The sequence below is a fragment of the Lacrimispora sphenoides genome, assembly GCF_900105215.1.
Lineage (GTDB): Bacteria > Bacillota > Clostridia > Lachnospirales > Lachnospiraceae > Lacrimispora > Lacrimispora sphenoides_A.
Genome location: NZ_FOIP01000001.1, coordinates 1,893,921 through 1,917,728 on the forward strand (window position 1 = coordinate 1,893,921; position 23,808 = coordinate 1,917,728).

The 23,808-nt window shown below is 43.5% G+C and carries 27 protein-coding genes; 24 read left to right on the top strand and 3 right to left on the bottom strand.

Annotation, left to right across the window (positions count from 1 at the left end):
* Positions 1 to 151: 151 nt before the first annotated feature.
* From BMW45_RS08705 to BMW45_RS08800, 20 genes are all read left to right on the top strand, one after another.
* Entirely contained in the window at positions 152 to 928 is a 777-nt protein-coding gene (locus tag BMW45_RS08705; protein WP_092242317.1) for a 5-deoxy-glucuronate isomerase, read from the top strand.
* 175 nt (positions 929 to 1,103) lie between these two features.
* Positions 1,104 to 1,796, top strand: a complete 693-nt coding sequence (locus BMW45_RS08710) for an MgtC/SapB family protein (protein ID WP_092242320.1) — start codon at positions 1,104 to 1,106, stop codon at positions 1,794 to 1,796.
* A 159-nt stretch (positions 1,797 to 1,955) separates the two neighbouring features.
* Positions 1,956 to 3,581, top strand: coding sequence for an ABC transporter substrate-binding protein (locus BMW45_RS08715; RefSeq protein ID WP_092242322.1), 1,626 nt, complete (start codon positions 1,956 to 1,958; stop codon positions 3,579 to 3,581).
* A 123-nt stretch (positions 3,582 to 3,704) separates the two neighbouring features.
* Complete coding sequence (locus tag BMW45_RS08720) at positions 3,705 to 4,658, top strand: ABC transporter permease (RefSeq protein ID WP_025230216.1); 954 nt, start codon at positions 3,705 to 3,707, stop codon at positions 4,656 to 4,658.
* Between the two features lie 6 nt (positions 4,659 to 4,664).
* A complete protein-coding gene (locus BMW45_RS08725; protein ID WP_207649064.1) occupies positions 4,665 to 5,549 on the top strand; it encodes an ABC transporter permease in 885 nt (294 codons plus the stop codon).
* Between the two features lie 16 nt (positions 5,550 to 5,565).
* Positions 5,566 to 6,585, top strand: a complete 1,020-nt coding sequence (locus BMW45_RS08730) for an ABC transporter ATP-binding protein (protein ID WP_092242325.1) — start codon at positions 5,566 to 5,568, stop codon at positions 6,583 to 6,585.
* A 1-nt stretch (position 6,586) separates the two neighbouring features.
* A complete protein-coding gene (locus tag BMW45_RS08735) occupies positions 6,587 to 7,579 on the top strand; it encodes an ABC transporter ATP-binding protein (RefSeq protein ID WP_092242328.1) in 993 nt (330 codons plus the stop codon).
* Between the two features lie 185 nt (positions 7,580 to 7,764).
* A complete protein-coding gene (locus BMW45_RS08740) occupies positions 7,765 to 8,496 on the top strand; it encodes an amino acid ABC transporter ATP-binding protein (protein ID WP_024345981.1) in 732 nt (243 codons plus the stop codon).
* A gap of 39 nt (positions 8,497 to 8,535) precedes the next feature.
* Positions 8,536 to 9,426 (top strand): transporter substrate-binding domain-containing protein, encoded by an 891-nt coding sequence (locus BMW45_RS08745; RefSeq protein ID WP_092242331.1) that lies wholly within the window; start codon positions 8,536 to 8,538, stop codon positions 9,424 to 9,426.
* Positions 9,427 to 9,450: 24 nt separating this feature from the next.
* Positions 9,451 to 10,185, top strand: a complete 735-nt coding sequence (locus tag BMW45_RS08750) for an amino acid ABC transporter permease (protein WP_092242335.1) — start codon at positions 9,451 to 9,453, stop codon at positions 10,183 to 10,185.
* Positions 10,179 to 10,841 carry an amino acid ABC transporter permease gene (locus BMW45_RS08755; RefSeq protein WP_092242338.1) on the top strand — a complete coding sequence of 221 codons (663 nt, stop codon included), beginning with the start codon at positions 10,179 to 10,181 and terminating at the stop codon, positions 10,839 to 10,841. The genes BMW45_RS08750 and BMW45_RS08755 overlap by 7 nt, the downstream gene beginning before the upstream one ends.
* A 16-nt stretch (positions 10,842 to 10,857) precedes the next feature.
* On the top strand, positions 10,858 to 11,454 hold the full coding sequence (locus tag BMW45_RS08760) for a cytidylate kinase-like family protein (protein ID WP_092242340.1): 597 nt from the start codon (positions 10,858 to 10,860) through the stop codon (positions 11,452 to 11,454).
* A 183-nt stretch (positions 11,455 to 11,637) separates the two neighbouring features.
* Positions 11,638 to 12,567, top strand: a complete 930-nt coding sequence (locus BMW45_RS08765; protein ID WP_092242343.1) for a magnesium transporter CorA family protein — start codon at positions 11,638 to 11,640, stop codon at positions 12,565 to 12,567.
* A gap of 224 nt (positions 12,568 to 12,791) precedes the next feature.
* Positions 12,792 to 14,474 carry a DEAD/DEAH box helicase gene (locus tag BMW45_RS08770; protein ID WP_092242346.1) on the top strand — a complete coding sequence of 561 codons (1,683 nt, stop codon included), beginning with the start codon at positions 12,792 to 12,794 and terminating at the stop codon, positions 14,472 to 14,474.
* A complete protein-coding gene (locus BMW45_RS08775) occupies positions 14,416 to 14,730 on the top strand; it encodes a hypothetical protein (RefSeq protein WP_092242349.1) in 315 nt (104 codons plus the stop codon). The genes BMW45_RS08770 and BMW45_RS08775 overlap by 59 nt, the downstream gene beginning before the upstream one ends.
* A complete protein-coding gene (gene rlmD, locus BMW45_RS08780) occupies positions 14,687 to 16,078 on the top strand; it encodes a 23S rRNA (uracil(1939)-C(5))-methyltransferase RlmD (RefSeq protein WP_242882956.1) in 1,392 nt (463 codons plus the stop codon). Before BMW45_RS08775 ends, rlmD begins: the two co-directional genes overlap by 44 nt.
* An 18-nt stretch (positions 16,079 to 16,096) precedes the next feature.
* The gene (locus BMW45_RS08785) at positions 16,097 to 16,966 is read left to right on the top strand and encodes a PhzF family phenazine biosynthesis protein (protein WP_025230204.1); all 870 of its coding nucleotides are present in this window, start codon (positions 16,097 to 16,099) and stop codon (positions 16,964 to 16,966) included.
* 131 nt (positions 16,967 to 17,097) lie between these two features.
* Entirely contained in the window at positions 17,098 to 17,547 is a 450-nt protein-coding gene (locus BMW45_RS08790; protein ID WP_092242355.1) for a YaiI/YqxD family protein, read from the top strand.
* A gap of 35 nt (positions 17,548 to 17,582) precedes the next feature.
* Positions 17,583 to 18,146, top strand: a complete 564-nt coding sequence (locus BMW45_RS08795; protein ID WP_092242358.1) for a GNAT family N-acetyltransferase — start codon at positions 17,583 to 17,585, stop codon at positions 18,144 to 18,146.
* 79 nt (positions 18,147 to 18,225) lie between these two features.
* Positions 18,226 to 19,539 (top strand): MFS transporter, encoded by a 1,314-nt coding sequence (locus tag BMW45_RS08800; protein WP_092242361.1) that lies wholly within the window; start codon positions 18,226 to 18,228, stop codon positions 19,537 to 19,539.
* Positions 19,540 to 19,695: 156 nt separating this feature from the next.
* On the opposite strand, the gene BMW45_RS08805 is transcribed toward BMW45_RS08800, so the two are convergent.
* A complete protein-coding gene (locus BMW45_RS08805) occupies positions 19,696 to 20,088 on the bottom strand; it encodes a RidA family protein (RefSeq protein WP_092242363.1) in 393 nt (130 codons plus the stop codon).
* A gap of 109 nt (positions 20,089 to 20,197) precedes the next feature.
* On the opposite strand from BMW45_RS08805, the gene BMW45_RS08810 reads away from it, so the two are divergent.
* Positions 20,198 to 20,539 carry a winged helix-turn-helix transcriptional regulator gene (locus BMW45_RS08810; RefSeq protein ID WP_092242366.1) on the top strand — a complete coding sequence of 114 codons (342 nt, stop codon included), beginning with the start codon at positions 20,198 to 20,200 and terminating at the stop codon, positions 20,537 to 20,539.
* A gap of 91 nt (positions 20,540 to 20,630) precedes the next feature.
* Positions 20,631 to 21,977: a DEAD/DEAH box helicase gene (locus tag BMW45_RS08815; protein ID WP_092242368.1), complete on the top strand. Its 1,347-nt coding sequence runs from the start codon at positions 20,631 to 20,633 to the stop codon at positions 21,975 to 21,977.
* A 127-nt stretch (positions 21,978 to 22,104) separates the two neighbouring features.
* Here the strand turns inward: BMW45_RS08815 and BMW45_RS08820 are convergent, their stop codons facing one another.
* Positions 22,105 to 22,446, bottom strand: coding sequence for a winged helix-turn-helix transcriptional regulator (locus BMW45_RS08820; protein WP_054791353.1), 342 nt, complete (start codon positions 22,444 to 22,446; stop codon positions 22,105 to 22,107).
* A 186-nt stretch (positions 22,447 to 22,632) separates the two neighbouring features.
* Between BMW45_RS08820 and BMW45_RS08825 the strand changes: the two genes are divergently transcribed.
* On the top strand, positions 22,633 to 22,959 hold the full coding sequence (locus BMW45_RS08825; RefSeq protein WP_092242370.1) for a cupin domain-containing protein: 327 nt from the start codon (positions 22,633 to 22,635) through the stop codon (positions 22,957 to 22,959).
* Between the two features lie 46 nt (positions 22,960 to 23,005).
* The gene (locus tag BMW45_RS08830) at positions 23,006 to 23,386 is read left to right on the top strand and encodes a VOC family protein (protein WP_092242372.1); all 381 of its coding nucleotides are present in this window, start codon (positions 23,006 to 23,008) and stop codon (positions 23,384 to 23,386) included.
* Between the two features lie 79 nt (positions 23,387 to 23,465).
* Here the strand turns inward: BMW45_RS08830 and BMW45_RS28935 are convergent, their stop codons facing one another.
* Complete coding sequence (locus BMW45_RS28935; RefSeq protein WP_416388663.1) at positions 23,466 to 23,681, bottom strand: hypothetical protein; 216 nt, start codon at positions 23,679 to 23,681, stop codon at positions 23,466 to 23,468.
* Positions 23,682 to 23,808: the final 127 nt, after the last annotated feature.

Consider the following 23,808-nt stretch of genomic DNA (forward strand, 5'->3'; position numbering starts at 1 on the left):
TTCCTAAGATATGAACGCAAGAGAGCGAAGATGAGCTCGCTCATCGGCGCGAACGGTGAATGCCGCTTAGGGACCGAAGGTTCCTAAGATAATGAACGCAAGAGAGCGAAGATGAGCTCGCTCATCGGCGCGAAGGTCGAAAGGAGCTGCCATGAGCGAATTATTCAGTTACCCGGAATTTGATCCCAAGGGAGTAAAACTCCTCACAAATGCAGGGGATAGGGAAAATGATATGTTAATGGACATTGCCGTTTACGAGATGAAGGCAGGAGAGGAGCGGTCCTTCTCCAGCCAGTCGGATGAGATGGCGGTCCTTCTCCTTACCGGGGATATCCTGTTTTCCTGGGAAGACAGGAAGGAGCGGGGAAACCGGAGCAGCCTGACGGAAGAAGGACCCTATTGTCTTCACGTTTCAAAGGGCGTTATGGTAAACGTGGCGGCAAAAGAATACAGTCAGGTTCTGGTCCAGTGCACCAGAAATGACAGGGAGTTTGACAGCGTATTCTATAAGCCGGAAGACTGTACCAATGATATTTTCGGGGAAGGTCTTTTGGATGGTAAGATGAAGCGGACGGTCCGCACCGTCTTCGACTACAACAATGCTCCCTATTCCAATATGGTAAACGGGGAAGTGATCAATCATCAGGGAGGCTGGTCCAGCTACACCCCTCATGAGCATCCTCAGCCTGAGGTTTATTATTACCGGTTTGAACGGCCGGAAGGTTTTGGCGCCTGCTTTATCGGAGAGGATGTCTTTAAAATCAAGGATGGAAGCTGTGCTGCCATTCCCGGCGGCAGAACTCATCCCCAGGTAACCGCCCCAGGGTTTCCCATGTACTATTGTTGGATGATCCGGCACCTTCCGGATAACCCATGGACAACACGGGTAGATGATCCCAGATACAACTGGATCAAAGAATTAAAATAAATTGATCGGCTAGAAAGCGTGGTGTTTTATTCCGGATAAAACACCGCGCTTCTGTCGTTTCCTGCAGATCCGGACAAACAGATTCCCTGCAGGGCTTTTTGCAAACATGATATACTTTGGCAGCATACTTTATAAGATATTGATGGATAATTGATATCAGAAAAGAGGAGTAATCATGAGCCAGGTTTGGAAAGTGCTGGGAAGCCTTGTGGAAAGGTATGACCTTATCTACCAGACGGGTTTGTTTTTTAGAATTGTTGTTGCAGGATTTTTAGGATATTTAATCGGATATGAGAGAACGAATCGATACAAAGGAGCAGGGATGAGAACCCATGCCATTGTGGCCATGGGAGCCGCTTTAATGATGGTGATTTCCAAGTACGGGTTCCGGGATGTCCCAAATTTTGATGCTTCCAGAATCGCCTCCCAGATCGTATCAGGAATCGGTTTTCTAGGAGCAGGGGTCATCTTTGTTAAGAATCATTCCGTCAGTGGTTTAACCACTGCAGCAGGCATCTGGGCAACTGCAGGAGTGGGGATGGCAATCGGTGCAGGCGACTACTTTATGGGATGCGGAGCAGGCCTTTTTCTTATTTTCACCCAGATCCTCCTCCATGATGTACCTTTTTTGTCCAGGGAGCCATTCCAAGGAGTCTTAAAAATAACTACGAACCAATATGACATCGTTATAATAGAACTGCTTCATTATCTAAATGAGGAAAAAATCAAGGTTTTAAACATTAAAGTGGGTAAATCTAAGGATTATACCAAGGTGGAGCTTGATCTCCTTTATCCTGCGGGATACGGGAAAAATGACCTGATCGTCAAATGGTCAAATGATAAGAGGATCAATTCCATCAGTGGGTAATATAATTTTAATCACCTTAAAGCATATAGAAAAAGTAGGAAATAATTTAAAAACAGTTGCAAAAGTTCCGGAAATATGTTTATAATGAATCTGACTTTTCCGTCTGATAACCGGTCACGGTATTAGGCATAATTATAGGAAAACTGAAAGGAGAAATGTATGAAAAGATTTATGAAGAGTGCAGCATTCCTGTTAGCATCTGTCTTGGTGCTGGGAGGCCTTACTGCCTGCGGAGGAAAGGACCCGGTTGCAGAAAGTACCACAGCTGCGAATGCCAGTTCAGCAGGCGGATCTAATGACGGAGCCGGACAAACGGCTGCAGGAGGGGAAAGCACATTTACTTATGCAATTGCAGGGGATCCGGGCGCTAATGTAAATGTAATTACAACCAGCGACCGTTTCGGCCTTATGACTATTAAAATGATCTATTCCCCGTTGTATATGTACAATGCAGATGGAATCAATTATTTCCTGGCAAAGAGCATTGACACCTCCGATGACAAACTGACCTATACCATGCATCTTAGGGATGATGTAAAATGGTCTGACGGAGAGAAATTCACTGCCGATGACGTTGTATTTACCTTTGAAGCCATGGCAGATGAGAAAAACGCAGGCTGGGCATATTCTCAGCTGGTATTCCCTGAAGGAGCAGTTAAAATCGAAAAGATCGACGACTATACGGTTTCCCTCACCATGCCTTTTGTTAACTCCGCTGCAGTGGAAATGTTTTCCCAGATATTCATTATGCCAAAGCATATCTATGAAAACGTGGAGAACTTTGAAAACAATGACGTAAACACCAAGCCGGTCGGTACAGGACCTTATGTAATGGCAGAATACTCCCCAGGTTCCTATGTGAAATTCACAAAGAATGAGAGTTACTTCTTAGGTGCTCCTTCTATTGATAATTTTGTATACCGGATCATTGAAAATGAAAATACAGCGATGACAGCCATTCAGAGTGGGGAAGTAAACGCCTGGATCGGTACTCCTGCGCAGGTGGCACAGATGAACCTGGATGCAGCCAATCTGACGGTTTACCCATACCAGGAAGGCCGTGTGGGATATATGATGATAAATGCAAACCGCATAAAGGATGAAAACTTCAGGAAAGCGATCTTCTATGCACTGGATAAAAAGGCCATTGCAGACGCAGCACTCCTGGATCCCCAGTATTATGATCTTCCATGGAGCTTCATGCCTCCCAACAGCCAGTATTTTACAGAGGATGTGGAGAAATACGAACAGAATCTGGATAAATCCAAAGAGCTTCTTGCGACATCCGGCGTAACAAATCCGGAACTGACACTTGCCTATAACGCTTCCGACAGCCTCCAGTCCACCTCAGCCATCATGATACAGGAACAGCTTCAGAAGGCAGGAATTAAGGTGAACTTAACCGGCGTGGATTCGACGGCTCTCAGCCAGCAGATGAAGCAGGCTGATAATCCTTATGATATGTACTTTGGCGGATATATCATGGGCATTGACCCGGATACGTTTTCAAGTTTATTTGAATCAGGTGCACCATACAATTATATGCATTACGACTATCCTGAGATGAATGACCTTTTTGCCCAGGGCCGTAAGGAAACAGATGATGCAAAGCGTAAAGAAATCTATACAACGATCCAGCAGAAACTGCAGGATACCGCATGCTTCTATCCATTGTATTCCAATAAACGCCTTCTTGTAGTATCCAAAAATGCATCAGGGATTGAAGAGTCAAAGCTGGTTCCTGTTTATACCTTTGAAGATACTTCCAAACTACAGATGAAGTAATGATGACAGCAGATGCGTAAGCAACAGAAATGGCGGGTTGTGGATCAGCTGTGAAGAGGAAAGGGTGTTCTGCTGCTGGAATCCTGCGGCAGACACCTCTTTCTATATATAAGGAGAAACCATATGGCGAAATATATATTAAGACGGATATTGACAGCCATACCCATGGTCCTTTTAATCACAATTCTATGTTTTGCTTTGATGCATTTTGCACCGTATAATGCCATTGATGCAATGACAACACCAAAGATGTCTCCGGAAACAATTGAATTGATTAAGGCCAAATATGGGTACGACAAGCCTCTGTTCATCCAGTATTTACGCTGGCTGAACGGGATATTGAACGGGAATTTCGGATATTCCATCGTAACCAAGCAAAGCATTGCCGGGGATCTTGCTGTGAGGATTCCAAACACCATAAAACTGGTACTACCGGCCTATGGAACCGCTTATATCCTGGCAATCATACTGGGACTTTTGGCAGGCTCCCACAAGAATAAGGCAGCAGACAAAGTGATAGACGGATTCTCTTCCGTAGCGATCGCCGTTCCTTCCTTCTGGTTTTCCATGCTTTTGATTTTTGTCCTGGGTTATAAGCTTAAGCTTCTTCCCATCGTAGGAATGCATTCCGTAGGAAAGGAAGCTTCTATGGCGGATTTTCTAAGGCATTTTATTATGCCTTTTATCACCCTTACCTTTGCATTTTTACCGGCTAATGTTAAGTTTGTCCGTTCTTCCACAGTCACCCAGTTTTCTGAGGACTATGTGCTGGTTCAGCGGGCCTTTGGCGCTTCCAGAGGGGAAATTATGTTTAAGCATGTCTGTAAGAACGTCCTGCTTCCCATTATTACCAGGCTTGGCATGGCTCTTCAGCTTCTGGTAACAGGTGCCATCATTACGGAGACCGTATTTGGGTGGCCGGGTGTCGGACCTTATTTTATCAAGGCGATCCAGGGCATGGATTATCCCATCGTCATGATCGTTCTGGTTCTGTCCTCTTCCCTCGTTATTCTTGGTAACCTTCTGTCGGATATCCTATACTGTATCACGGATCCGCGAATCAGGGAAATGGGGTGACAGAAGATGATAAGAAACGAAGTGAACAAAAAGAAAAACAGATCCGTGAGAGTGGACAGCGTATTCCTGGCATTAAAGCATGATAAGGCGGCAGTCATTTCCCTGATTCTTTTGGGATTAATCATTTTATTTGCACTCATTGCGCCCCTTCTTCCTGTGGAGCCTAATGCCACCAACATTGCAAACCGACTTCAGCCTCCGTCTGCCGGACACTGGTTCGGGACCGATGAAGTTGGACGGGATTATTTTGCCAGAGTTATCTACGGCGGCCGTGTTTCCCTGCTGGTGGGATTTTTGGCCATGCTAACAAGCCTTACCATTGGCGTGGCAGTGGGAACCATTTCCGGCTTCTGCGGCGGGCTGGTGGATATGGTTCTTATGCGTATCGTAGATGTCCTGTATTCAATTCCTTGGATGATCCTGGTAACCGTTGTCAGCATCTTTTTAAGGCCAGGATTAAAGTCCATCATTCTGGTTATCGGCTTTTTTACCTGGATGGAGATTGCCAGGCTGGTGCGGGCCGAGACTCTCTCCCTTAAGGAAAGAGAATTCATCCTTTATGCGGAGTTTTCCGGCGTGGGTATCTGGAAGATCATTATTAGTCATATCATACCTTCCGTATTTCCTACGATCATTGTATCGGCGACCACAAGCATGGCCAATGCAATTATGACAGAGTCTTCCTTAAGTTTCCTGGGAGTTGGTGTCCAACAGCCGATGTCTTCCTGGGGAAGTCTTTTGCAAAATGCTCAGGGAACCATGCAGAATACCTTTTACATGGCGCTGATCCCAGGACTTTTGATCATCATTACGATATTTGCTTTTAATAAGCTGGGAAATCTGCTCCGGGTTTTCGTGGAACCTAAAATTATGAACGACGAAAAAGAGTAAAGCGAGGAAACAGGAATTGGAAGAGATAAAGAAAAACGATGATAAAATCCTGTCCGTCCAAAATGTGCATACCACCTTCCACACCCACGGGAAATCGGTAAAGGCGGTTCGCGGCGTAAGCTTTTATGCAGGCTATCAGGAAATCCTGGCCGTTGTGGGGGAATCCGGCAGCGGTAAAAGTGTTCTGATGAAATCCATCATGGGCCTGATGCCGGAGAATGCAGAGGTCACCGCGGACCAGATTTTATTTATGGATAAGAACATACTTGAAATGACACCGGAGCAGCAAAGAAAGATGAGGGGAAAAGAGATCGCCATGGTTTTCCAGGACCCCATGACGGCTTTGAACCCATTAAGAACCATTGGCTTTCATCTGACAGAGGTGCTGAAACGCCATAGGGGGATGGATAAGCGTGCTGCTCAGAAGGAAGCGGTTGCAGTTTTGGAACAGGTGGGAATCCCATCTCCCGAAAAGAGGCTCAATCAGTATCCTCATGAATTTTCCGGAGGTATGAGACAGAGGGTGTTAATTGCCATGGCCCTTTGCTGCCGGCCGAAGTTACTGATTGCAGATGAGCCGACTACGGCTCTTGATGTTACCATTCAGGCCCAGATCCTGGAACTTTTGAAAAAGCTGCAGGATGAAACGGGAATGAGTATCATACTCATCACTCATGATCTTGGAGTGGTGGCAAGCTTAAGCCGCCGGATCATGGTTATGTATGGCGGACTTATGATGGAAGAGGGGCTTACCGAAGAAATCTTTTATTCGCCTAAGCATCCCTATACCAGGGCCCTTCTTCAGGCAATTCCCAAACCTCAGACAGGGGACCGGAAGCGGCTGGAACCAATCCCGGGAATGGCTCCGTCCTTAATCGATCCCCCGGATGGCTGTCCCTTTGCTGAGCGGTGTAAATTTGCCTGTGAACAGTGTGAGAAGGGAATTCCCAAGTACCGGGTATATTCGGACACCCAGAGAGCCATGTGTATCTATTCGGCAGAGGAACTGGATGCAAGGGAAAGGAAGGTAGACTGATATGGATAACAGGAACCAGGAAATCCTGCTGGAAGCCAGGGAGGTATGTAAATATTTTCCGGCCAAGGACTTTTTCGGCCGCAAGAAGGCAGAGGTAAAGGCAGTGGACGGTGTGAATATTACTATCCGAAAAGGGGAAACCTTTGGACTGGTAGGAGAATCCGGCTGCGGGAAATCCACCTTAGGACGGACCTTAATCCGTATGTACGATCCCACCAGCGGGTCTATCCTGTTTAAGGGGCAGGATATCACCAGGGTAAAGGGCAGTAAGTTACTTCCTATCCACCGGCAGATGCAGATCATTTTCCAGGATCCCTATTCAGCTCTGGATCCTCATCACAATGTGCGGGAGATCATTGGAGAGTCCATGGCGGCGGTATCTGGCATAGCGGCAAGCGAGGTGGACGGCAGAATCGAAGAGATGCTTAAAAAGGTTGGAATGAAGCCGGATGACATGTACAAGTATGCCTATGAGTTTTCCGGAGGCCAGCGTCAGAGAATCGGAATTGCCAGGGCATTGGCAGTAGAACCGGAATTTTTACTCTGCGACGAACCGATCTCTGCCCTGGATGTTTCCATTCAGGCACAGGTAGTAAACATGCTGGAGGATTTACAGGAGGAAATGGGGCTCACTTATCTGTTTGTAGCTCATGATCTGTCCATGGTACGCCATATTTCCACACGGATCGGCGTCATGTATTTAGGCAGACTGGTGGAGATCGCAGACAGCGACGAACTGTATGAAAATCCTCTTCATCCTTATACAAAGGCGCTTCTTTCTGCTATCCCGGTAGCTGATCCCCAGCTTTCTGCAAAGTCAAAGCGGCTGATGCTTCATGGAGAACTTCCAAGCCCCATGCATGTGCCTTCCGGCTGCCATTTCCATACCAGATGCATGTATGCTGTGGAAGAATGCAGCAGGGCTGTGCCGGAGATGAAAGAGGTTTCACCCGAACATTTTGTGGCATGCTCTTGTCTGCCAATTAAAGGATAAAACGAAAATAATCCTTGACTTTTCAAATAAAACTTTTTATAATAACAACAATTAAAAAAGACTAAGCAAAGACGCTTAAGACATTCAAACTCTAAGGCGTCTTTTTGCATATTTTTAGGAAGAAATACAGAACGCCTTGTGTCCAAAAGACATAAACAAGAAATAAGAGGAAAGGGGATGGAATTATGCCAGATATGGTGAAAGTTGAAAACTTAAAGAAGAACTTCGGAGATTTAGAGGTTTTAAAGGATATAAGCCTGACAGTAAAGGAGGGCGAAAAGCTGGTCATAATCGGACCCTCCGGCTCAGGAAAGTCCACCTTTATCCGCTGCATCAACTACTTAGAGGAACCAACCAGCGGAAAGATAACCGTGGCAGGCACGGAAGTGACAAAAAAGAACCATTTGGAAATGGCTAAAAAGTATTCCTCTATGGTCTTTCAGCAATTCAATTTATATCCCCATCTGACTGTCTTAGAAAATCTGACTTTAGCACCCATTAAGCTGCAGCATGTTCCCAAGGAAGAGGCAAAGAAGAATGCCATCAAATGCCTGGAACGAGTCGGTTTAAAGGAAAAAGCGGGAAATTATCCGATCCAGCTCTCCGGCGGTCAGCAGCAGAGAGTGGCAATAGCTAGGGCTTTATGCACCAAACAGCCCTTAATACTCTTTGATGAGCCTACCTCTGCACTGGATCCTGAGATGGTTCAGGAGGTTTTAAATGTTATGGTGGAGCTGGCTCATGAGAACATCACCATGATCTGTGTGACTCATGAAATGGGCTTTGCACGCCAGGTGGCAGACCGGGTGATCTTCATGGATGGAGGCTACATCCTGGAAGAGGGAACGCCGGAACACTTTTTTGAATGTCCGGAACATGAGCGGACCAAAGCGTTTTTAAGCAAGATCCTTCATTAGGATGTTGATTAAATTATATTAATGAGGAGGGAACCAATTATGATGAAGAAAATGTTATCACTTGCCCTTGCTTTTGCGACTGTGGCATCTTTAACTGCATGCGGCGCAAAGGCTCCGGAGGCTACTACGGCTGCTCCAGCTGAGTCTACTGCAAAGGAAGGAGCGGCTGGCTCAGATGCAGCAGGCGGAAAAGCCACAGCAGACGTACAGAAAATTATTGACCGCGGAGTTTTAAAGGTTGGCTGTAAGGCAGATATTCCAAAGTTCAGCTTACAGAATACGGCTACCGGAGAATATGAAGGCTTTGAGGATGACCTGGCTTATGAGATTGCCGGCTCCATCTTCGGATGCACCGCAGATGAAGCAAAAGAAAAGAAGCTGGTAGAATTCCAGGGCGTAACCGCTAAGACAAGAGGACCTCTCTTAGAGAACGGAGAGATCGATCTGGTTATCGCTACCTTTACCATTACACCGGAAAGAAAAGAAACTTATAACTTCTCTACCCCATATTTTACCGACGCGGTAGGACTTCTGGTAAATAAGAGTTCCGGGATCGAGTCCATCGAAGATCTGGATGGCAAGATCATCGGAGTTGCCCAGTCCTCTACGACAAAGGACGGCTTTAAGAAATATGTTGATGAAAAAGGATACAAGGTAAATCCTCAGTTCCAGGAGTTTGACGGTTATCCGGCGCTGGCTCAGGCACTGGCAACCAATCAGATCGACTGCTTTTCCGTAGACCGTGCGATTCTGGCAGGCTATTTAAACGACGGCAACCAGATCTTACAGGACCGTTTCGCGGAACAGGATTATGGTGTTGCAGCAGCAAAAGAGAATGCAGGGCTTGCAGCTCTTGTTGATGATAAAGTGACTTCCATGATTTCTGACGGTTCTCTTATGAATCTTCAGGACAAATGGGGATTGCAGTAAACCCTTATGTAAAGGATAGATGACATGATAAAAGGTCTTTTTGATGCAAAACGCTGGAATGCCCTGTTTCAGGCATTTCCCGAATATTATATACCGGGCTTTCTTATGACGCTTAAAATATCACTGGTGGGGCTGGCCGTTGCGCTGGTCCTGGGAGTGATATTTGGTATGTTTTCCACGGCTAAATTTAAGCCATTAAAGATAATTTCACGAATTTATGTGGAATTCATACAGAATACGCCTCTGGCTTTGCAGGTATTGTGCTATTATTCTGTGCTGCCTATGGTATTTTCCAGCTCAGGTTTCAGGATTCCCAAGTTCGTGCTGGGCGTGATCGGGGTAGGTGTCTATCATGGCGCCTATATATCAGAGGTTTTAAGGACCGGTATCGAAGCCATACCAAAAGGCCAGTCCGAGGCAGCTTCGTCTCAGGGCTTTTCCTATCTGGATACCATGTATCATATCATTCTGCCTCAGACTATAAAGATTATTATGCCGCCTCTTGCGAATCAGGCGCTGAATCTGGTGAAGAATACCTCCATTCTGGCTATGGTGGCTGGTATGGACCTTATGTATTTTACGGATTCCTGGGGAGCTGACCGGGGATACTTTGCCCAGGCGTATTTTACAAGCGCCGTGATGTACTTTATCATCTGTTTCCCATTGGCAAGGCTGGCCCGTTATCTGGAAATCAGATCCATGCGGCTTCCCGTAGCAAAAACGCTTGATATTAAGGCAGATGAGGAGGCAGCATGTTAGAATTATTTCATCAGATATTTACACCGGCTAATGTGACTTTCATGCTGAAGGGCCTAAGAATGACGGTCATGATTGCTGTTCTAGCCACCGTTATCAGTACATTTTTCGGAACGATCCTGGCTCTTATCAGGACCTATTCATCAGGGAAATGGAAGTGGACAGGAGGGCTTGTGGCTGCCTATACGGAATTTTTCCGCTGTACACCCAATCTTTTGTGGATACTCTGGATCTATTTCACAGTAAAGGGGAATAAGGTAGGAGTATCAGTGTTTGCGATTTCCCTTTTCACCTCAGCGGTCATGGCTGAAATATTCCGGGGGGGCTTAAACTCCATTCCTAAAGGGCAGTTCGAGGGAGCCCAGTCCCAGGGATTCAGCTTTATAGAGACTCTTATATTTATCGTGCTTCCCCAAATGTATAAGAAGGTGATTCCGGCCCTGCTCAGCCAGGTGATCACCATCATCAAAGACACTTCTTTCTTAAAGATGGTGGATGTGGCGGAGTTTATGAGAAACTGCTCCGTTGTTCTTGGAAGCATATACGATGTCAGAGGCATGCTGCTTTTATTCGGTTTTGAAGCTCTCTGCTATTTTACCATCTGCTTTGCCCTTAGCTGCGCGGTGAGGGGATATCAGAAAACCATTGTGACTGGTTAGGGAGGATCATCTTGACATGAAAAAGTTTACTATCACCATTACCCGTGAATTCGGAAGCCTGGGGCGGTCCATCGCCAAGGCGCTGTCCAGAGAGCTGGGAGTGGAATTCTATGACCGTGATATTGTGGAGGAGGTCGCAAAGCAGTTGAACCTTCCTGTTTCCACGGTCAGCGATGAAGAAGAAAAGTCAAAGCAAAGCTTTTTGCCCCGCATGTTTCCTTTGGGGACTGACGAGACTTATATCCAGGATATTATTTTTGATGTTCAAAAAGGCATTATCCTGGATCTGGCCAAAAAGTCCAGCTGCATCCTGGTAGGAAGATGCTCGGATTACTTACTGGAAAAGGAAAAGAACAACATCAATATATTCATTTATGCATCTTATGAAAAAAGGCTGGAAAACTGTGTGAACACTCTTGGCATGACTGAGAGTGAGGGGAAACGAATGATCGCCTCCGTAGACAAGGCCAGAAATGCCTATCATAAGAAATACGCCGGTTATCTGCCAGGTGATCCGAAGCATAAGAATCTGATGATCGACTCCTCCCTTCTTGGAGTTACAGGAACTGCAAAGTTGATCGCTGAGATTGTGCACCAGCTGTATGGCGAATAGAATAGGAAGCTTTTGTAAATACAGGCCTTTTTGGCGAAACGCGGGTGAATGCCCGGTTTTTCGCCAAAAGGGCCTGTTTTGTTGACATGGAAGAGAACCAGGGATAAAATTGGATAAAGGAACAGGCTGGCAGGGATTGGGTGAGGAAGCCTGATAAATATACATCGGCAGGAGGAAAGAAACGTGCGTTATCGAATAAAGAAAAGGCTGGTTCCCGTGGGAACGGATGAGGTGGTTCCGGAAGAGGAGGCCCTTGTGGAGATCATGAGCAAGGAAGAATACTGGAAAGAATACCATACGAAGTATCAGGACCATTTGCTGATGAAAAGTTTGGAAAGGGCGCAGTATTGCAGGGCAGACTTATTAAAGGACTGTATCGTTGGAACCCTTGTTATTCCTGTTAAAAAGGAGCTTTTTGGCAGGCCCGTAGTGTTTGGCTATTACATGGACCAAAGCCGGCTTATACTTATTGATGACAGCGGGGAAGCGGAAAAAATACTTCATGATATGGAACGGATCCAGTACTTTGACAAGACATGTGTTTCCCATATGTTTTTTGAGTTTCTGGAGTACCAGGTAAAGGATGAGATTGAATTTTTACAGAAGTATGAGGAAAAGCTGGCAGCAATGGAAGACCGGATCATGAGCGGAAAAAGAGAGCGGAGCGATGTTCCGGGAGCCATACTAAGGGCGAGGAAAGAGCTGGCAAAGATTTCTTCCTACTATGGACAACTATTAAATATCAGCCAAACCTTGACGGAAAATTATAATGGGTTATTAAAGGATGAAGACTGTGCACTGTTCCATCTGTTTTCCGGCCGTATGGCAAGGCTTACCGAGCATGGAAAGGAATTAAGGGAATATGCCCTGCAGATCCGGGAAATGTATCAGGTGCATATAGATATGAAGCAAAACCATGTACTGTCCTTTCTCACAATGGTCACTGTGATCTTCATGCCCCTCACTCTGATCGCCGGCTGGTATGGCATGAATTTTAAAAATATGCCAGAACTTAACTGGAATTACGGCTATCAGGTCTGTGTGACAGCCAGTGTTATCATTATTCTGGTAGAGATATGGTATTTCAATAAGAACGGCTGGCTAAAAAGATAGGGATTAAGGAAATTGGTAATTATTTCCTATTGAAAAGTTGCGGGAAATTCAAGTCATTGCCCTTGACACTCAAAAAAAAATCTGCTATAGTATATCTTTGTGTGAAGCGAGAGGATGAAGGTCTGAAACGTGCCTGATGCCTCTCGTTTTGTTTGCGAAAAGTGTGTGCGAGGCCGTCGGCAACATGGGAAGCCGGTTGGCCGTAAGAAAGGAACCAAGCATTTATGGAAACAATTAGATTTGATGAATTACAGTTAGATGAAAGAATTCTGCGGGCAGTAGCAGACATGGGATTTGAAGAGGCATCTCCGATCCAGGCCCAGGCCATTCCGGTCCAGGCTGAGGGAAGGGATATCGTTGGGCAGGCTCAGACAGGAACCGGTAAAACAGCAGCCTTTGGCATCCCAATGTTGCAGAAGATTGATCCTAAGGTGAAAAAGCTACAGGCGGTTGCCCTCTGTCCTACCAGAGAGCTTGCCATTCAGGTGGCAGATGAAATCCGCAGGCTTGCAAAATACATGCACGGTGTGAAAGTCCTTCCGATTTACGGAGGACAGGACATTGTAAAACAGATCCGTTCTTTAAAAGACGGTACTCAGATCATTATCGGAACTCCTGGACGTGTTATGGACCATATGCGCAGGAAGACCGTGAAATTCGAGAACGTTCATACGGTAGTCATGGATGAAGCCGATGAGATGTTAAATATGGGATTCCTTGAGGATATGGAAACTATTTTAAGCCAGCTTCCGGATGAGCGCCAGACGGTTATGTTCTCCGCTACCATGCCGCCTGCTATCATGGAAATTGCCAGAAAGTTCCAGCAGGAGCCGGTTACCGTTAAGGTAGTAAAGAAAGAACTGACCGTTCCCAAGGTAACCCAGTATTATTATGAAGTAAAGCCTAAGAGCAAGGTAGAAGTTATGTGCCGTCTGCTTGATATGTATGCACCAAAGCTGTCCGTTGTTTTCTGTAATACCAAAAAGCAGGTAGACGAACTGGTTCAGGCTCTTCAGGGACGCGGTTACTTTGCGGAAGGACTTCATGGAGACTTAAAGCAGATCCAGCGTGACAGGGTCATGAACAGCTTCCGTAACGGCAAGACAGAGATCCTTGTGGCAACTGATGTTGCAGCCCGTGGAATCGACGTAGACGACGTAGAGGCCGTGTTTAACTACGACCTTCCCCAGGATGACGAATATTATGTTCACAGAATCGGCCGTACCGGTCGAGCAGGCCGTGAGGGTATTGCCTTCAGTTTTGTAGTGGGTAAGGAAGTTTATAAGCTTCGCGATATCCAGCGTTACTGCAAGACCAAGATCATTCCTCAGGCAATCCCTTCCTTAAATGACGTAACAGCCATTAAGGTGGATAAGGTTCTGGAAAATGTGGCTGATACCATTGGAGATACTGATTTAAGCAAGATGGTGAACATCATTGAAAAGAAGCTTTTGGAAGAGGATTATACCTCCCTTGATCTGGCAGCAGCTTTGCTGAAGATGATGATTGGCGAGGAGAATGAGGATATCATCGATACAAGAGAGCCTCGTTCTCTTGATGATCTGGAAAGCCTATATGGCGGCGGAAACCGTGGCCGCAGCAGCAGAAACGGTAATGGAAATGGCCGGGGAGGAAGATATGATTCTTCTTCTTCCAGAGAAGATATGGCCCGCCTGTTCATTAACATTGGAAAGAACCAGAATGTGAAGCCAGGAGATATTCTGGGCGCCATTGCCGGAGAGTCTGGTATGCCGGGTAAGATGGTCGGAAGCATTGATATGTATGATAAGTATACATTCGTAGAGGTGCCAAGAGAAAGTGCCGACACAGTATTACAGGCTATGAAGGATGTTAAAATCAAAGGAAAAAATATCCATATGGAAAAAGCCAACGGAAAAGGCAGATAAATTTCCGGGAGCTGGGAGAGAAAGGAAGACGGAGCGTCTTACCGGATCCACCCTGCTCCCGTTTTTTTGTCCACAGGCCGTAAAAGGTTTTCTTGCTTCTTGTGGAAAAAGAAGTTACAATAAGTTCAAGATGTGTATATGGTACCGGCTTCAAGAGGTTTTGGGCCTGGAAATGCTTCGGGCAAGGCGTGAGAATAAGCTTGGAAGCGGGTATGTGGAAACAGGAGGTTATGATGGCAGAGTGGAAGAAGAATGATCGGATAGAGGTAGTGATTGAGGATATGAGCGAAACCGGGGAAGGCATCGGTAAGACCGATGGATTTACCTGGTTTATTAAGGATACAATTATAGGAGATAAGGCCCAGGCAAAGGTGATGAAAACCAAGAAGTCCTATGGGTTTGCAAAGCTGGAGCGGATCACGGAGCCGTCTGTAAACCGTGTGACACCCAAATGTCCGGTTGCAGGGCCCTGCGGCGGCTGTCAGCTTCAGGCAATGGATTATGAGGAACAGCTTCGGTATAAAGAACGGAAGATTTATAACAATATTACCAGGATCGGCGGTTTTACTGAAGTTCCCATGCTGCCTATTATGGGGATGGACGAGCCATGGAGATATAGGAATAAGGCGCAGTTTCCATGGGGACTGGATAAGGATGGGAACATCATTGTGGGATTTTATGCGGGACGCACCCATTCGATCATAGATTGTGAGGATTGTCTTCTGGGGGTAGAGGAGAACCGGGAGGTCCTAAGTCGGATCAAGGCGCATATGGAGCGGTATCACCTTATGCCTTATGACGAAGCCACTCATAAGGGGCTGATCCGTCATACCTTGATCCGTAAAGGGTTTCGGACCGGTGAACTTATGGTCTGTCAGGTTATTAATGGAAAAAGCCTGCCTCATAGCGGGGAACTGGTGAATCGTCTACTGGAAATTCCGGGTATGACCAGTATTTCTTTTAATATCAATAAGGATAGGACCAATGTGATCTTAGGAGACCGGGTGGAAAATCTTTATGGACCAGGTTATATTACGGATTATATCGGCGATGTGAAATACCGCATTTCTCCCCTTTCCTTTTATCAGGTGAATCCGGTGCAGACGGAAAAGCTCTATGGCACTGCTCTTGAGTATGCAGGACTTACCGGAGGGGAAACGGTTTGGGATCTTTACTGCGGGATTGGAACCATCTCGCTTTTCCTAGCACAAAAGGCAAAAAAGGTGTATGGAGTAGAGATCGTGCCTCAGGCCATTGAGGATGCCAGGGAGAATGCCAGATTAAATGGATTGGATAACGTGGAGTTCTTTGTTGGGAAGGCGGAAGAAGTTCTGCCGGAGCAGTATGAGAAGAATCATGTGTTTGCGGACGTAATTGTGGTGGATCCTCCCAGAAAGGGCTGTGATGAGGCGTGCTTAAACACCATTGTGAAGATGGCGCCGAAGAGAGTGGTGTATGTGAGCTGTGATTCGGCTACATTGGCAAGAGATATGAAGTACCTGGCTGAGAGAGGGTATGAGGTGGAGAAGGTCAGAGGGTGTGACATGTTTCCTCAGGTGTTGCATACAGAAGTTGTTGTCGGATTAAGTCGTAATATACCATAAATTGGAGCTTGGAAATATATGAAAATAGACGTATACACATTAAATTCTTTTGCTAAAACAAAAGAAGGCGGAAACCCAGCAGGTGTTGTTATGAATGCAGATTCATTATCTGAGGAAGAAATGAGAAAAATTGCTGCTGTTCTTGGATTCAGTGAAACTGCTTTTGTATTACAATCAAACGCGGCAGATTTTAAAGTGAGATTCTTTACACCGAATGAAGAGGTGGACTTATGTGGTCATGCTACGATTGCCACCTTCTATGCAATGTCAAGTCTAAATTTGTTAAAACAAGGTAAGTATGAGCAAGAAACCAGAGCAGGAATACTTGGCATTGAAATTCATAACGATAATTTCGTTATGATGGATCAATCGATTCCTGTATTTTCAGAAGTTATAGATAAAGATGAAGTAGCAGATTCCTTGAACATCAGTACTTCCCAAATTTCAGCAGACTTGTTGGTTCAAGTTGTATCAACAGGGCTTCGGGATATTATGGTTCCTGTAAGAAGCATTGAGATTTTAGATGCGATCAGACCGGATATGAAAAAAGTAAAAGAAATCAGCCAGAAGTACAATACTGTTGGATACCATGTTTTTTCTTTGAAATCCTTACATGGTGCTAACGCTTATTGTAGAAACTTTGCTCCCTTATATGGTATCCCGGAGGAATCTGCCACAGGAACATCGAGCGGTGCACTTGGTTGTTATTTGTACCACTATGGAAAAATCAACGAGGAGCAAGCTTCACACATTATTTTTGAACAAGGTTATTCTATGAAAAGGCCTTCTGAAATCCGAGTGTCTTTAGCTGTAAAGGAAAATAAAATTTTTGAAGTCAAGGTCGGAGGGAGAGCGATGAATTTAACCTTAACGGAAGTCGAAATATAGAATAAGAGCAAAGCTGTGATCTGTTATGATAGAATGAGGAAAATGGAACTTGTAATATAAAGGATTTAATAGTAGAGTATATGTGGAGGTGACTGTTTGTTAAAGTATGCTGAATGAGGGGGAAGATGTAAATGAAGATTTATGTGGATGCAGACGCCTGTCCGGTAGTTAAAATCGTGGAAAAGATAGCAGAAGAGAATAAGATAGAAGTATGTCTCCTATGCGATACCAATCATGTGTTACAGTCCAATTATAGCGTGATAAAAGTTATCGGAGCAGGAGCAGATGCAGTCGATTTTGCATTGGTTAACCTGTGTAAATCTGGTGATATTGTGGTAACGCAGGATTATGGTGTAGCAGCAATGGTATTGGGAAAAGATGCTTATGCGATTCATCAATCTGGAAGATGGTATACCAATGACAACATAGATCAACTTCTTATGGAGCGGCATATGGCAAAAGCTGCAAGGAGAGCAAAATCTAAACATCATCTGAGCGGACCAAGAAAAAGAACTCTGGAAGATGACATACAGTTTGAAGAATCGTTTCGAAAATTAATCGCCCATGCTGGTGAAAGATAAGGTATTGTCTAATCCAGGCTAAGGAGGTTAATTTTATGGATAATAGAATTTTGCCGAGTGAATTTCCAGTTTTATCCACAGATCGGTTAATACTTAGAGAATTAGTTGAAGATGATGCGTTAAGGGTGTATTCTGTTCTGGCATCTGAGAAGGTTACGGAATATTTTGGAATGTTTCCCTTAATAGATGTAGAAACAGCGAAAGGTATTATCATTCGTTATAAAAATTCGTTTAACGAAGATTTCGCAATACGTTGGGGGATTGAACTAAAAGAATCAAATATAATAATTGGTACCTGTGGATTTCATAATTGGAATCATAGACACAAAAGAGCTGAAATTGGATACGAATTACATGAAGATTATTGGGATAAAGGTTATGCAAAAGAAGCAATAAAACCAATGATAGAATATGGTTTTAGCCATATGCAATTGTCAAGAATTGAAGCTATCGTATATCCTGAAAACAAGAACTCAGAAAAATTGTTAAAGAAGATAGGGTTTGATTACGAAGGCTTATTAAGGGGATATGCTTTTTTTCGAAATAAACAACAGGATTTAAATATGTTTTCACTATTAAATAATGATATATTAAAGTGATTCATGTAGGGATAACAGTGGATGTTGATTGGTAAACCTCAGGTTATCAGGATTCTATCTCGGAACCGAGGCGGGGAAAATGGAGAAACCAGTGAATACAGTACAAAAAATAAAAACTCTGCGGAAGCACCCATTAATTGAATTATTAAAAAATAACAAAGGGAATCCAAGAACTCTGATTTTGATGGAACCGCTCTGGGGTATTCCGTATAACTTGATTGCACCTTTTGCTACATTATATATGTATACGCAGGGAATAACGGACGTTCAAATCGGACTGATTCTATCGGTTGCCATGTTTGTCCAGGTGTTTTTTTCCTTCTTCGGCGGTATCATCACCGATAAGTTTGGCCGCAAGTTTACAACCATGATGGGTGATTTCTTTGGTTGGTGTGTTGCTTGTCTGATATGGTCTGTTTCGGGTAACTTTTGGTTCTTTTTAATTGCAGTTTTATTTAACAGTTTTGAGCAGATTAACCAGACTGCATGGTATTGCTTATTGATTGAAGATGCAGATTCCAAGGATTTATTAGGAATCTATACCTGGGTGAACATAGGTGGTCTAGTTGCAATCTTTTTTGCACCAATATCAGGATTGCTGATAAATTCCTTTACCGTGGTTCCGGTTGTCCGTGTTTTATATTTTGTTTTTGCTGTGAATATGCTGATTAAGGTGATTGTTACTTTTCGGTATTGTGATGAAACCCGGCAAGGTAAGATTCGTATGACTGAGACAAAAGATACCACTGTTTTACAGATGTTATATGAATACAAGGATCTGATACCCAAAGTGCTAATGGACAAAGAGATTATGAAAGTGCTTATTGTCTCTGTGATATTACATATAACGAATCTTGTCAGTACCAACTTCTTTAGCTTGTATGTAACACAGAGGTTAGGTATAGCGGACCGCTATCTGGCTTTTTTTCCTATTTTAAATGCGGCTGTGATGTTGATTTTCATGATTGGAGTACAGCACCGCTTGGAATCTGTAAAATTCCGGATACCGATGTGGATTGGTCTTGTATTGTATGCTGCATGTTCGATTCTTCTGATACTGACTCCGATCGGTGGTATGCCATTTATCATCATTTATGTCTTTGTTGCAGCAGTAGCCAGTGCCCTTGTAATGCCTCGTAAAGATGCCTTGCTCCAGCTAAATATTAATCCGAAGGAGCGTGCTCGTATTAATGCTTTGATTATGTCCTTTACCATTGCTTTTGCCTCACCATTTGGCTATTTTGCTGGCTGGTTATCAAGTATTGACCGCCGCCTGCCATTTGTGTTTACATTTTCTATTTTCATCGTAGCAATTATTATCATTGGCCGTATCCGTGATCCTGAATTCGGTAAAGATCATGGGGAAGCTGATAATCCTGTGGCTCATGGTTAACCGTTTCATCGGTAACTTTAGGATTTCTTAATCCAGGGTTGATAAATAACAGAGGTGTAAAATGAACTGCTCCCTGTCAAAAAGTAAGGGAGCGGTTCATTTTTTCTGGTGAACTCGATGCCTGATCTCCTGGCGTCTTGTAACCCTGTGAACGACTTAGCTAATATGTGCTATAGCACGAATTTCAATCAGCTGGTCAGGGAAGGCCATGCCTGACACACCGACTAGGGTGCCGGCTGGTCGATGATCACCCACATACTCCTTGAAAATACGAATGCACTTTTCAAAATGTTCTTGAGGGTCAGTCAGAAAAATCTCCATCTCTGCGATGCTCGATCTGGCAGCGCCAAATCCTGCCAGTACGCGGTCAAGATTCTCCAGCGTTTGTCTTGTCTGTATCTCGATATCGCCCTCTCCAACAAACGTGCCCTGTATATCATGGGAGAATTGACCCGAAATATATAGAGTGCCGTTAACGCAGTAGCCTTGGGCGATGCCGTGTTCGTCTTCCCATGGAAGACCGTGGTTGTAGGTATAAATATTAGCCATTATTATCTCTCCTTTACTTTAGAGTGAGCTTAGTATATACTAAGCTAAAATAAAAGAATAGTACGCACTATATTGATAGGTACTATTCGAAAGGATAGTGTATGTAAACATGGGCATGGCGGATTTTAATGGTGAAGTTAAAAATATTCAGGATACACCTTTTGGTTATACAATATCAGTGATTGGCGGTAAATGGAAAATGGTTATTATATACCTTTTAGCCGAAAATCAACCGATTCGCTTTAATGAACTGAAAAGACAATTAGGTACTATTACTTTTAAAGTATTGAGTTCTCAATTAAAAGAATTGGAGGCGGATGGACTGGTGAACCGAAAAGAGTTTCCTCAGATCCCTCCTAAAGTAGAGTACAGTCTGACAGATAAAGCAGAAACTCTATTACCCGTTTTGGAAGAGATGTGTGAGTGGGGAGGTAAAAATCGAAATAATTAAAAGTCAGCCGATCATGCCGTTCTAAATGGACTGGCTTGGTCAAGCGTCATATATAGATAAATTAAAACAATACAGATTAAAAGGAGAATTTATGCAATTTAAAGAATTAAATATTATGCCTGAAATTATTAAGGCTTTGGAAAAGGAAAATTACGATGTTCCTACACCGATACAGGAAGAGGCAATACCAGTTATATTAAGCGGCAGGGATTTACTTGGTTGTGCCCAGACTGGCACCGGAAAAACAGCTGCTTTTGCCATACCGACGATTCAGCTGCTAAGTGAAGAAAAAATGCCTCACCGGGCAAAACAAAATATAAGGGCTCTGATCGTAACACCGACGAGAGAGCTCGCTCTGCAAATTTATGAAAGTTTTAATACTTATGGGAAATTCACGGATTTAAAATGTTGTGTAGTCTTCGGGGGAGTATCTCAAAAGCCTCAGGAAGAAAGTTTAAAGCAAGGGGTAGATATACTGGTGGCAACACCAGGAAGACTATTGGCCTTAATCGATCAAAATATTATAAATATAGAACATATTAAAATATTTATATTGGACGAAGCTGACCGCATGCTGGATATGGGATTTATTCATGATGTTAAAAGGATCATTGCCAAAACACCTTTAAAAAAGCAAACATTACTTTTCTCGGCTACGATGCCGCCAGACATCGCCAAGCTGGCTAGTACGATATTAAAGACTCCTGCGAAAATAGAAATCACTCCGGTATCATCAACAGTGGATACCATCGAGCAGTATCTGTATTTTGTTGATAAATGTAATAAGAAGGATTTGCTTTTGCACATTCTAAAAGATCAAAACATAGATTCAGCGCTGGTATTTACACGAACCAAGCACGGGGCGGATCGCCTAATGAAGCAATTATCAAGAGATGGTGTGATTGCGCGGGCAATTCATGGTGATAAATCACAGGGAGCGCGTCAGAGTGCATTAAACAACTTTAAAAACAAAACATTGCGAATATTGCTTGCAACAGATATCGCGGCAAGAGGAATAGACATAGATGAACTAACCCATGTTATTAATTATGACCTGCCAGATATACCAGAGACGTATGTGCATCGTATTGGGCGAACAGGCAGGGCAGGACTTGGTGGAACAGCAATATCTTTTTGCGATTTTGATGAAAAAGGACAACTTAACGATATTGAAAAATTGATAGGGAAGAAAATAACAGAAATAAAAGATCATCCATACCCATTAAAGAACAACTTTCCGGCGATAAAGGTGGTGCAGCCAAGAAGAGATACAGCAAAAACAGCGAAATCGGGTGCATCGCCAAAGAGAGAGTCATTGCATACAGCTTCCATAGATCGTGTTTCATCTTCAAAGAAAAAGTATCGAATGACAGCAGATGGAACATTAAAAGAAAAAAGGAGTTTTAATAAAATTTCAAAGAATGACAAAAAGCGGTAGATTTGCTCTTCCGTTGTATTATAGATTTTGATGAAGTAAAGAAATATAGAAAGAGGAATGCCGGTGTTTAACTTACGCCTGCATTCCTTTTTTCAATAAAAATGAGATTTGAATGTTGGAATTAAAACTATCCATTATTTTGCTTATTCAGATTGCTTTGTTTTAGATGCTCTAATCCCCATCGATTCATTTCCTCCATAATCGGACTTAATGATTTTCCAAGTTCCGTTAGAGAATATTCGACCTTTGGCGGTACCTCTGGATAAACCTTTCTATCAATTATCCCATCGGCCTCCAACTGGCGGAGCTGTTGAGTCAGCATCTTCTGACTTATTCCGTTGATTCCTTTACTGAGTTCAATAAATCTTTGTGTACCGTTATTGAATAAATTTCTCAGAATAAGTACCTTCCATTTATGCCCGATCAGATTGACGGTATGCTCAATAGGGCATAATTTATCACACGGCATTATGATCACTCCTATCAAGTATTGTGTTTACTTACTGTTTGGTTAGTATAGCACAAAATAGTGCCTTCTTGCAAAAAGTTTGTAACGATATTATAGTGAATATACAGCAGTACCATTCAAATCAGTTGGTTTCGATTTAAATGGAGAATAATTGCTGAATACTATTTCAATAGATAGGAGTTAAATATGAAAAAAATTAATATTAACGATATTCTAGATTTTGCAGCTGATAAAAGTGCGCGTAAGGCAATTTTTAAAGAAGGCCAGTTGGATACAGGACTTTTACTATATGCCCCAGGACAAACAACACCAGATCATAAGCATTCGGATATCGATGAAGTCTTTTATGTAATTTCTGGTGAAGGTACCATTACTATAAACAATGAAGAAATGCATGTGAAGGAAAAGGATATCATTTTCTCCCCAAATGGTGAGACACACGGATTCAATAATACAAGTTCTGATAATTGGGTGGTACTGCAGATTAAAATTGAAACATCCAAAAAGGATTAAACTATAAATATAAAAATTTAAGATTCAATGCAGGAGGTATTGTTTTATGTTTACACGAATAGACCATGTTGCATTTTCGGTAAAAGACAGACAAAAGTCGATTGATTTTTATGAAAAAAACTTTGGTTTTAAAAGATATTTTGAACACGATGTTCCCGGAGTGCCGAACCTTGAGAAGGTTGTTTACCTTCAGTTAGGCGATACCGTGTTAGAGTTTGAACACTGGACAAATGAAAAGGAGAATAAGGGGTATCATTTCTGTCTCATTAGCGATGATTTTGATTCAGATTATCAAAGGCTTAAGAACGCAGGGGTCCCGGTTGTGACTGAGCCACATATTCCCGAGCCCAGAACGCAACAGGAAAAAGGCTGGAAAAGAGTTGTTTTTCAAGGCCCTGATGGCGAATTCATTGAGTTTCGAGGGTAAACATGTGATTTGCTAACAATTACTAGCTATATAATTATAGACAGTAAGAGACTTTACACCTTCAACCCCATCTTCAATTTTAGGGAAATCCATACGTTTTGTAGACATTGGCGAAAGCTTCGTAATAGCCTTCAGTGTGTCCGCTAGGAATACGGTTCAGCCTGGCAGCTCTTCCGGTAATATATCCGGTACCTCTTTCATAAATAGCTGATGGCTGTCCTTTTAACGTGACCTTTAGCTGATTCGGCTGTTCCGGCCTCCATTCAATGGACCCCTTGGTGCCGAAAATCCTTATGGTTAAGCCGTTTGCATAGCCTACAGCATAATCATATCCGTGTGGATCTTAAAATAATTGTTAAAGTCAAAACAGAAGGCATATGTTATATATAATGAATAAAAATGCTGTTTGGAGGCAAAGGATC

Bases quoted from the DNA above. Each gene is read 5' to 3' on its own strand.
- BMW45_RS08705 (WP_092242317.1), top strand. From the start codon at position 152: ATGAGCGAATTATTCAGTTACCCGGAATTTGATCCCAAGGGAGTAAAA.
- BMW45_RS08710 (WP_092242320.1), top strand. From the start codon at position 1,104: ATGAGCCAGGTTTGGAAAGTGCTGGGAAGCCTTGTGGAAAGGTATGAC.
- BMW45_RS08715 (WP_092242322.1), top strand. From the start codon at position 1,956: ATGAAAAGATTTATGAAGAGTGCAGCATTCCTGTTAGCATCTGTCTTG.
- BMW45_RS08720 (WP_025230216.1), top strand. From the start codon at position 3,705: ATGGCGAAATATATATTAAGACGGATATTGACAGCCATACCCATGGTC.
- BMW45_RS08725 (WP_207649064.1), top strand. From the start codon at position 4,665: ATGATAAGAAACGAAGTGAACAAAAAGAAAAACAGATCCGTGAGAGTG.
- BMW45_RS08735 (WP_092242328.1), top strand. From the start codon at position 6,587: ATGGATAACAGGAACCAGGAAATCCTGCTGGAAGCCAGGGAGGTATGT.
- BMW45_RS08740 (WP_024345981.1), top strand. From the start codon at position 7,765: ATGCCAGATATGGTGAAAGTTGAAAACTTAAAGAAGAACTTCGGAGAT.
- BMW45_RS08745 (WP_092242331.1), top strand. From the start codon at position 8,536: ATGATGAAGAAAATGTTATCACTTGCCCTTGCTTTTGCGACTGTGGCA.
- BMW45_RS08750 (WP_092242335.1), top strand. From the start codon at position 9,451: ATGATAAAAGGTCTTTTTGATGCAAAACGCTGGAATGCCCTGTTTCAG.
- BMW45_RS08755 (WP_092242338.1), top strand. From the start codon at position 10,179: ATGTTAGAATTATTTCATCAGATATTTACACCGGCTAATGTGACTTTC.
- BMW45_RS08760 (WP_092242340.1), top strand. From the start codon at position 10,858: ATGAAAAAGTTTACTATCACCATTACCCGTGAATTCGGAAGCCTGGGG.
- BMW45_RS08770 (WP_092242346.1), top strand. From the start codon at position 12,792: ATGGAAACAATTAGATTTGATGAATTACAGTTAGATGAAAGAATTCTG.
- BMW45_RS08775 (WP_092242349.1), top strand. From the start codon at position 14,416: ATGTTAAAATCAAAGGAAAAAATATCCATATGGAAAAAGCCAACGGAA.
- rlmD (WP_242882956.1), top strand. From the start codon at position 14,687: ATGTGGAAACAGGAGGTTATGATGGCAGAGTGGAAGAAGAATGATCGG.
- BMW45_RS08785 (WP_025230204.1), top strand. From the start codon at position 16,097: ATGAAAATAGACGTATACACATTAAATTCTTTTGCTAAAACAAAAGAA.
- BMW45_RS08790 (WP_092242355.1), top strand. From the start codon at position 17,098: ATGAAGATTTATGTGGATGCAGACGCCTGTCCGGTAGTTAAAATCGTG.
- BMW45_RS08795 (WP_092242358.1), top strand. From the start codon at position 17,583: ATGGATAATAGAATTTTGCCGAGTGAATTTCCAGTTTTATCCACAGAT.
- BMW45_RS08800 (WP_092242361.1), top strand. From the start codon at position 18,226: ATGGAGAAACCAGTGAATACAGTACAAAAAATAAAAACTCTGCGGAAG.
- BMW45_RS08805 (WP_092242363.1), bottom strand. From the start codon at position 20,088: ATGGCTAATATTTATACCTACAACCACGGTCTTCCATGGGAAGACGAA.
- BMW45_RS08810 (WP_092242366.1), top strand. From the start codon at position 20,198: ATGGGCATGGCGGATTTTAATGGTGAAGTTAAAAATATTCAGGATACA.
- BMW45_RS08815 (WP_092242368.1), top strand. From the start codon at position 20,631: ATGCAATTTAAAGAATTAAATATTATGCCTGAAATTATTAAGGCTTTG.
- BMW45_RS08820 (WP_054791353.1), bottom strand. From the start codon at position 22,446: ATGCCGTGTGATAAATTATGCCCTATTGAGCATACCGTCAATCTGATC.
- BMW45_RS08825 (WP_092242370.1), top strand. From the start codon at position 22,633: ATGAAAAAAATTAATATTAACGATATTCTAGATTTTGCAGCTGATAAA.
- BMW45_RS08830 (WP_092242372.1), top strand. From the start codon at position 23,006: ATGTTTACACGAATAGACCATGTTGCATTTTCGGTAAAAGACAGACAA.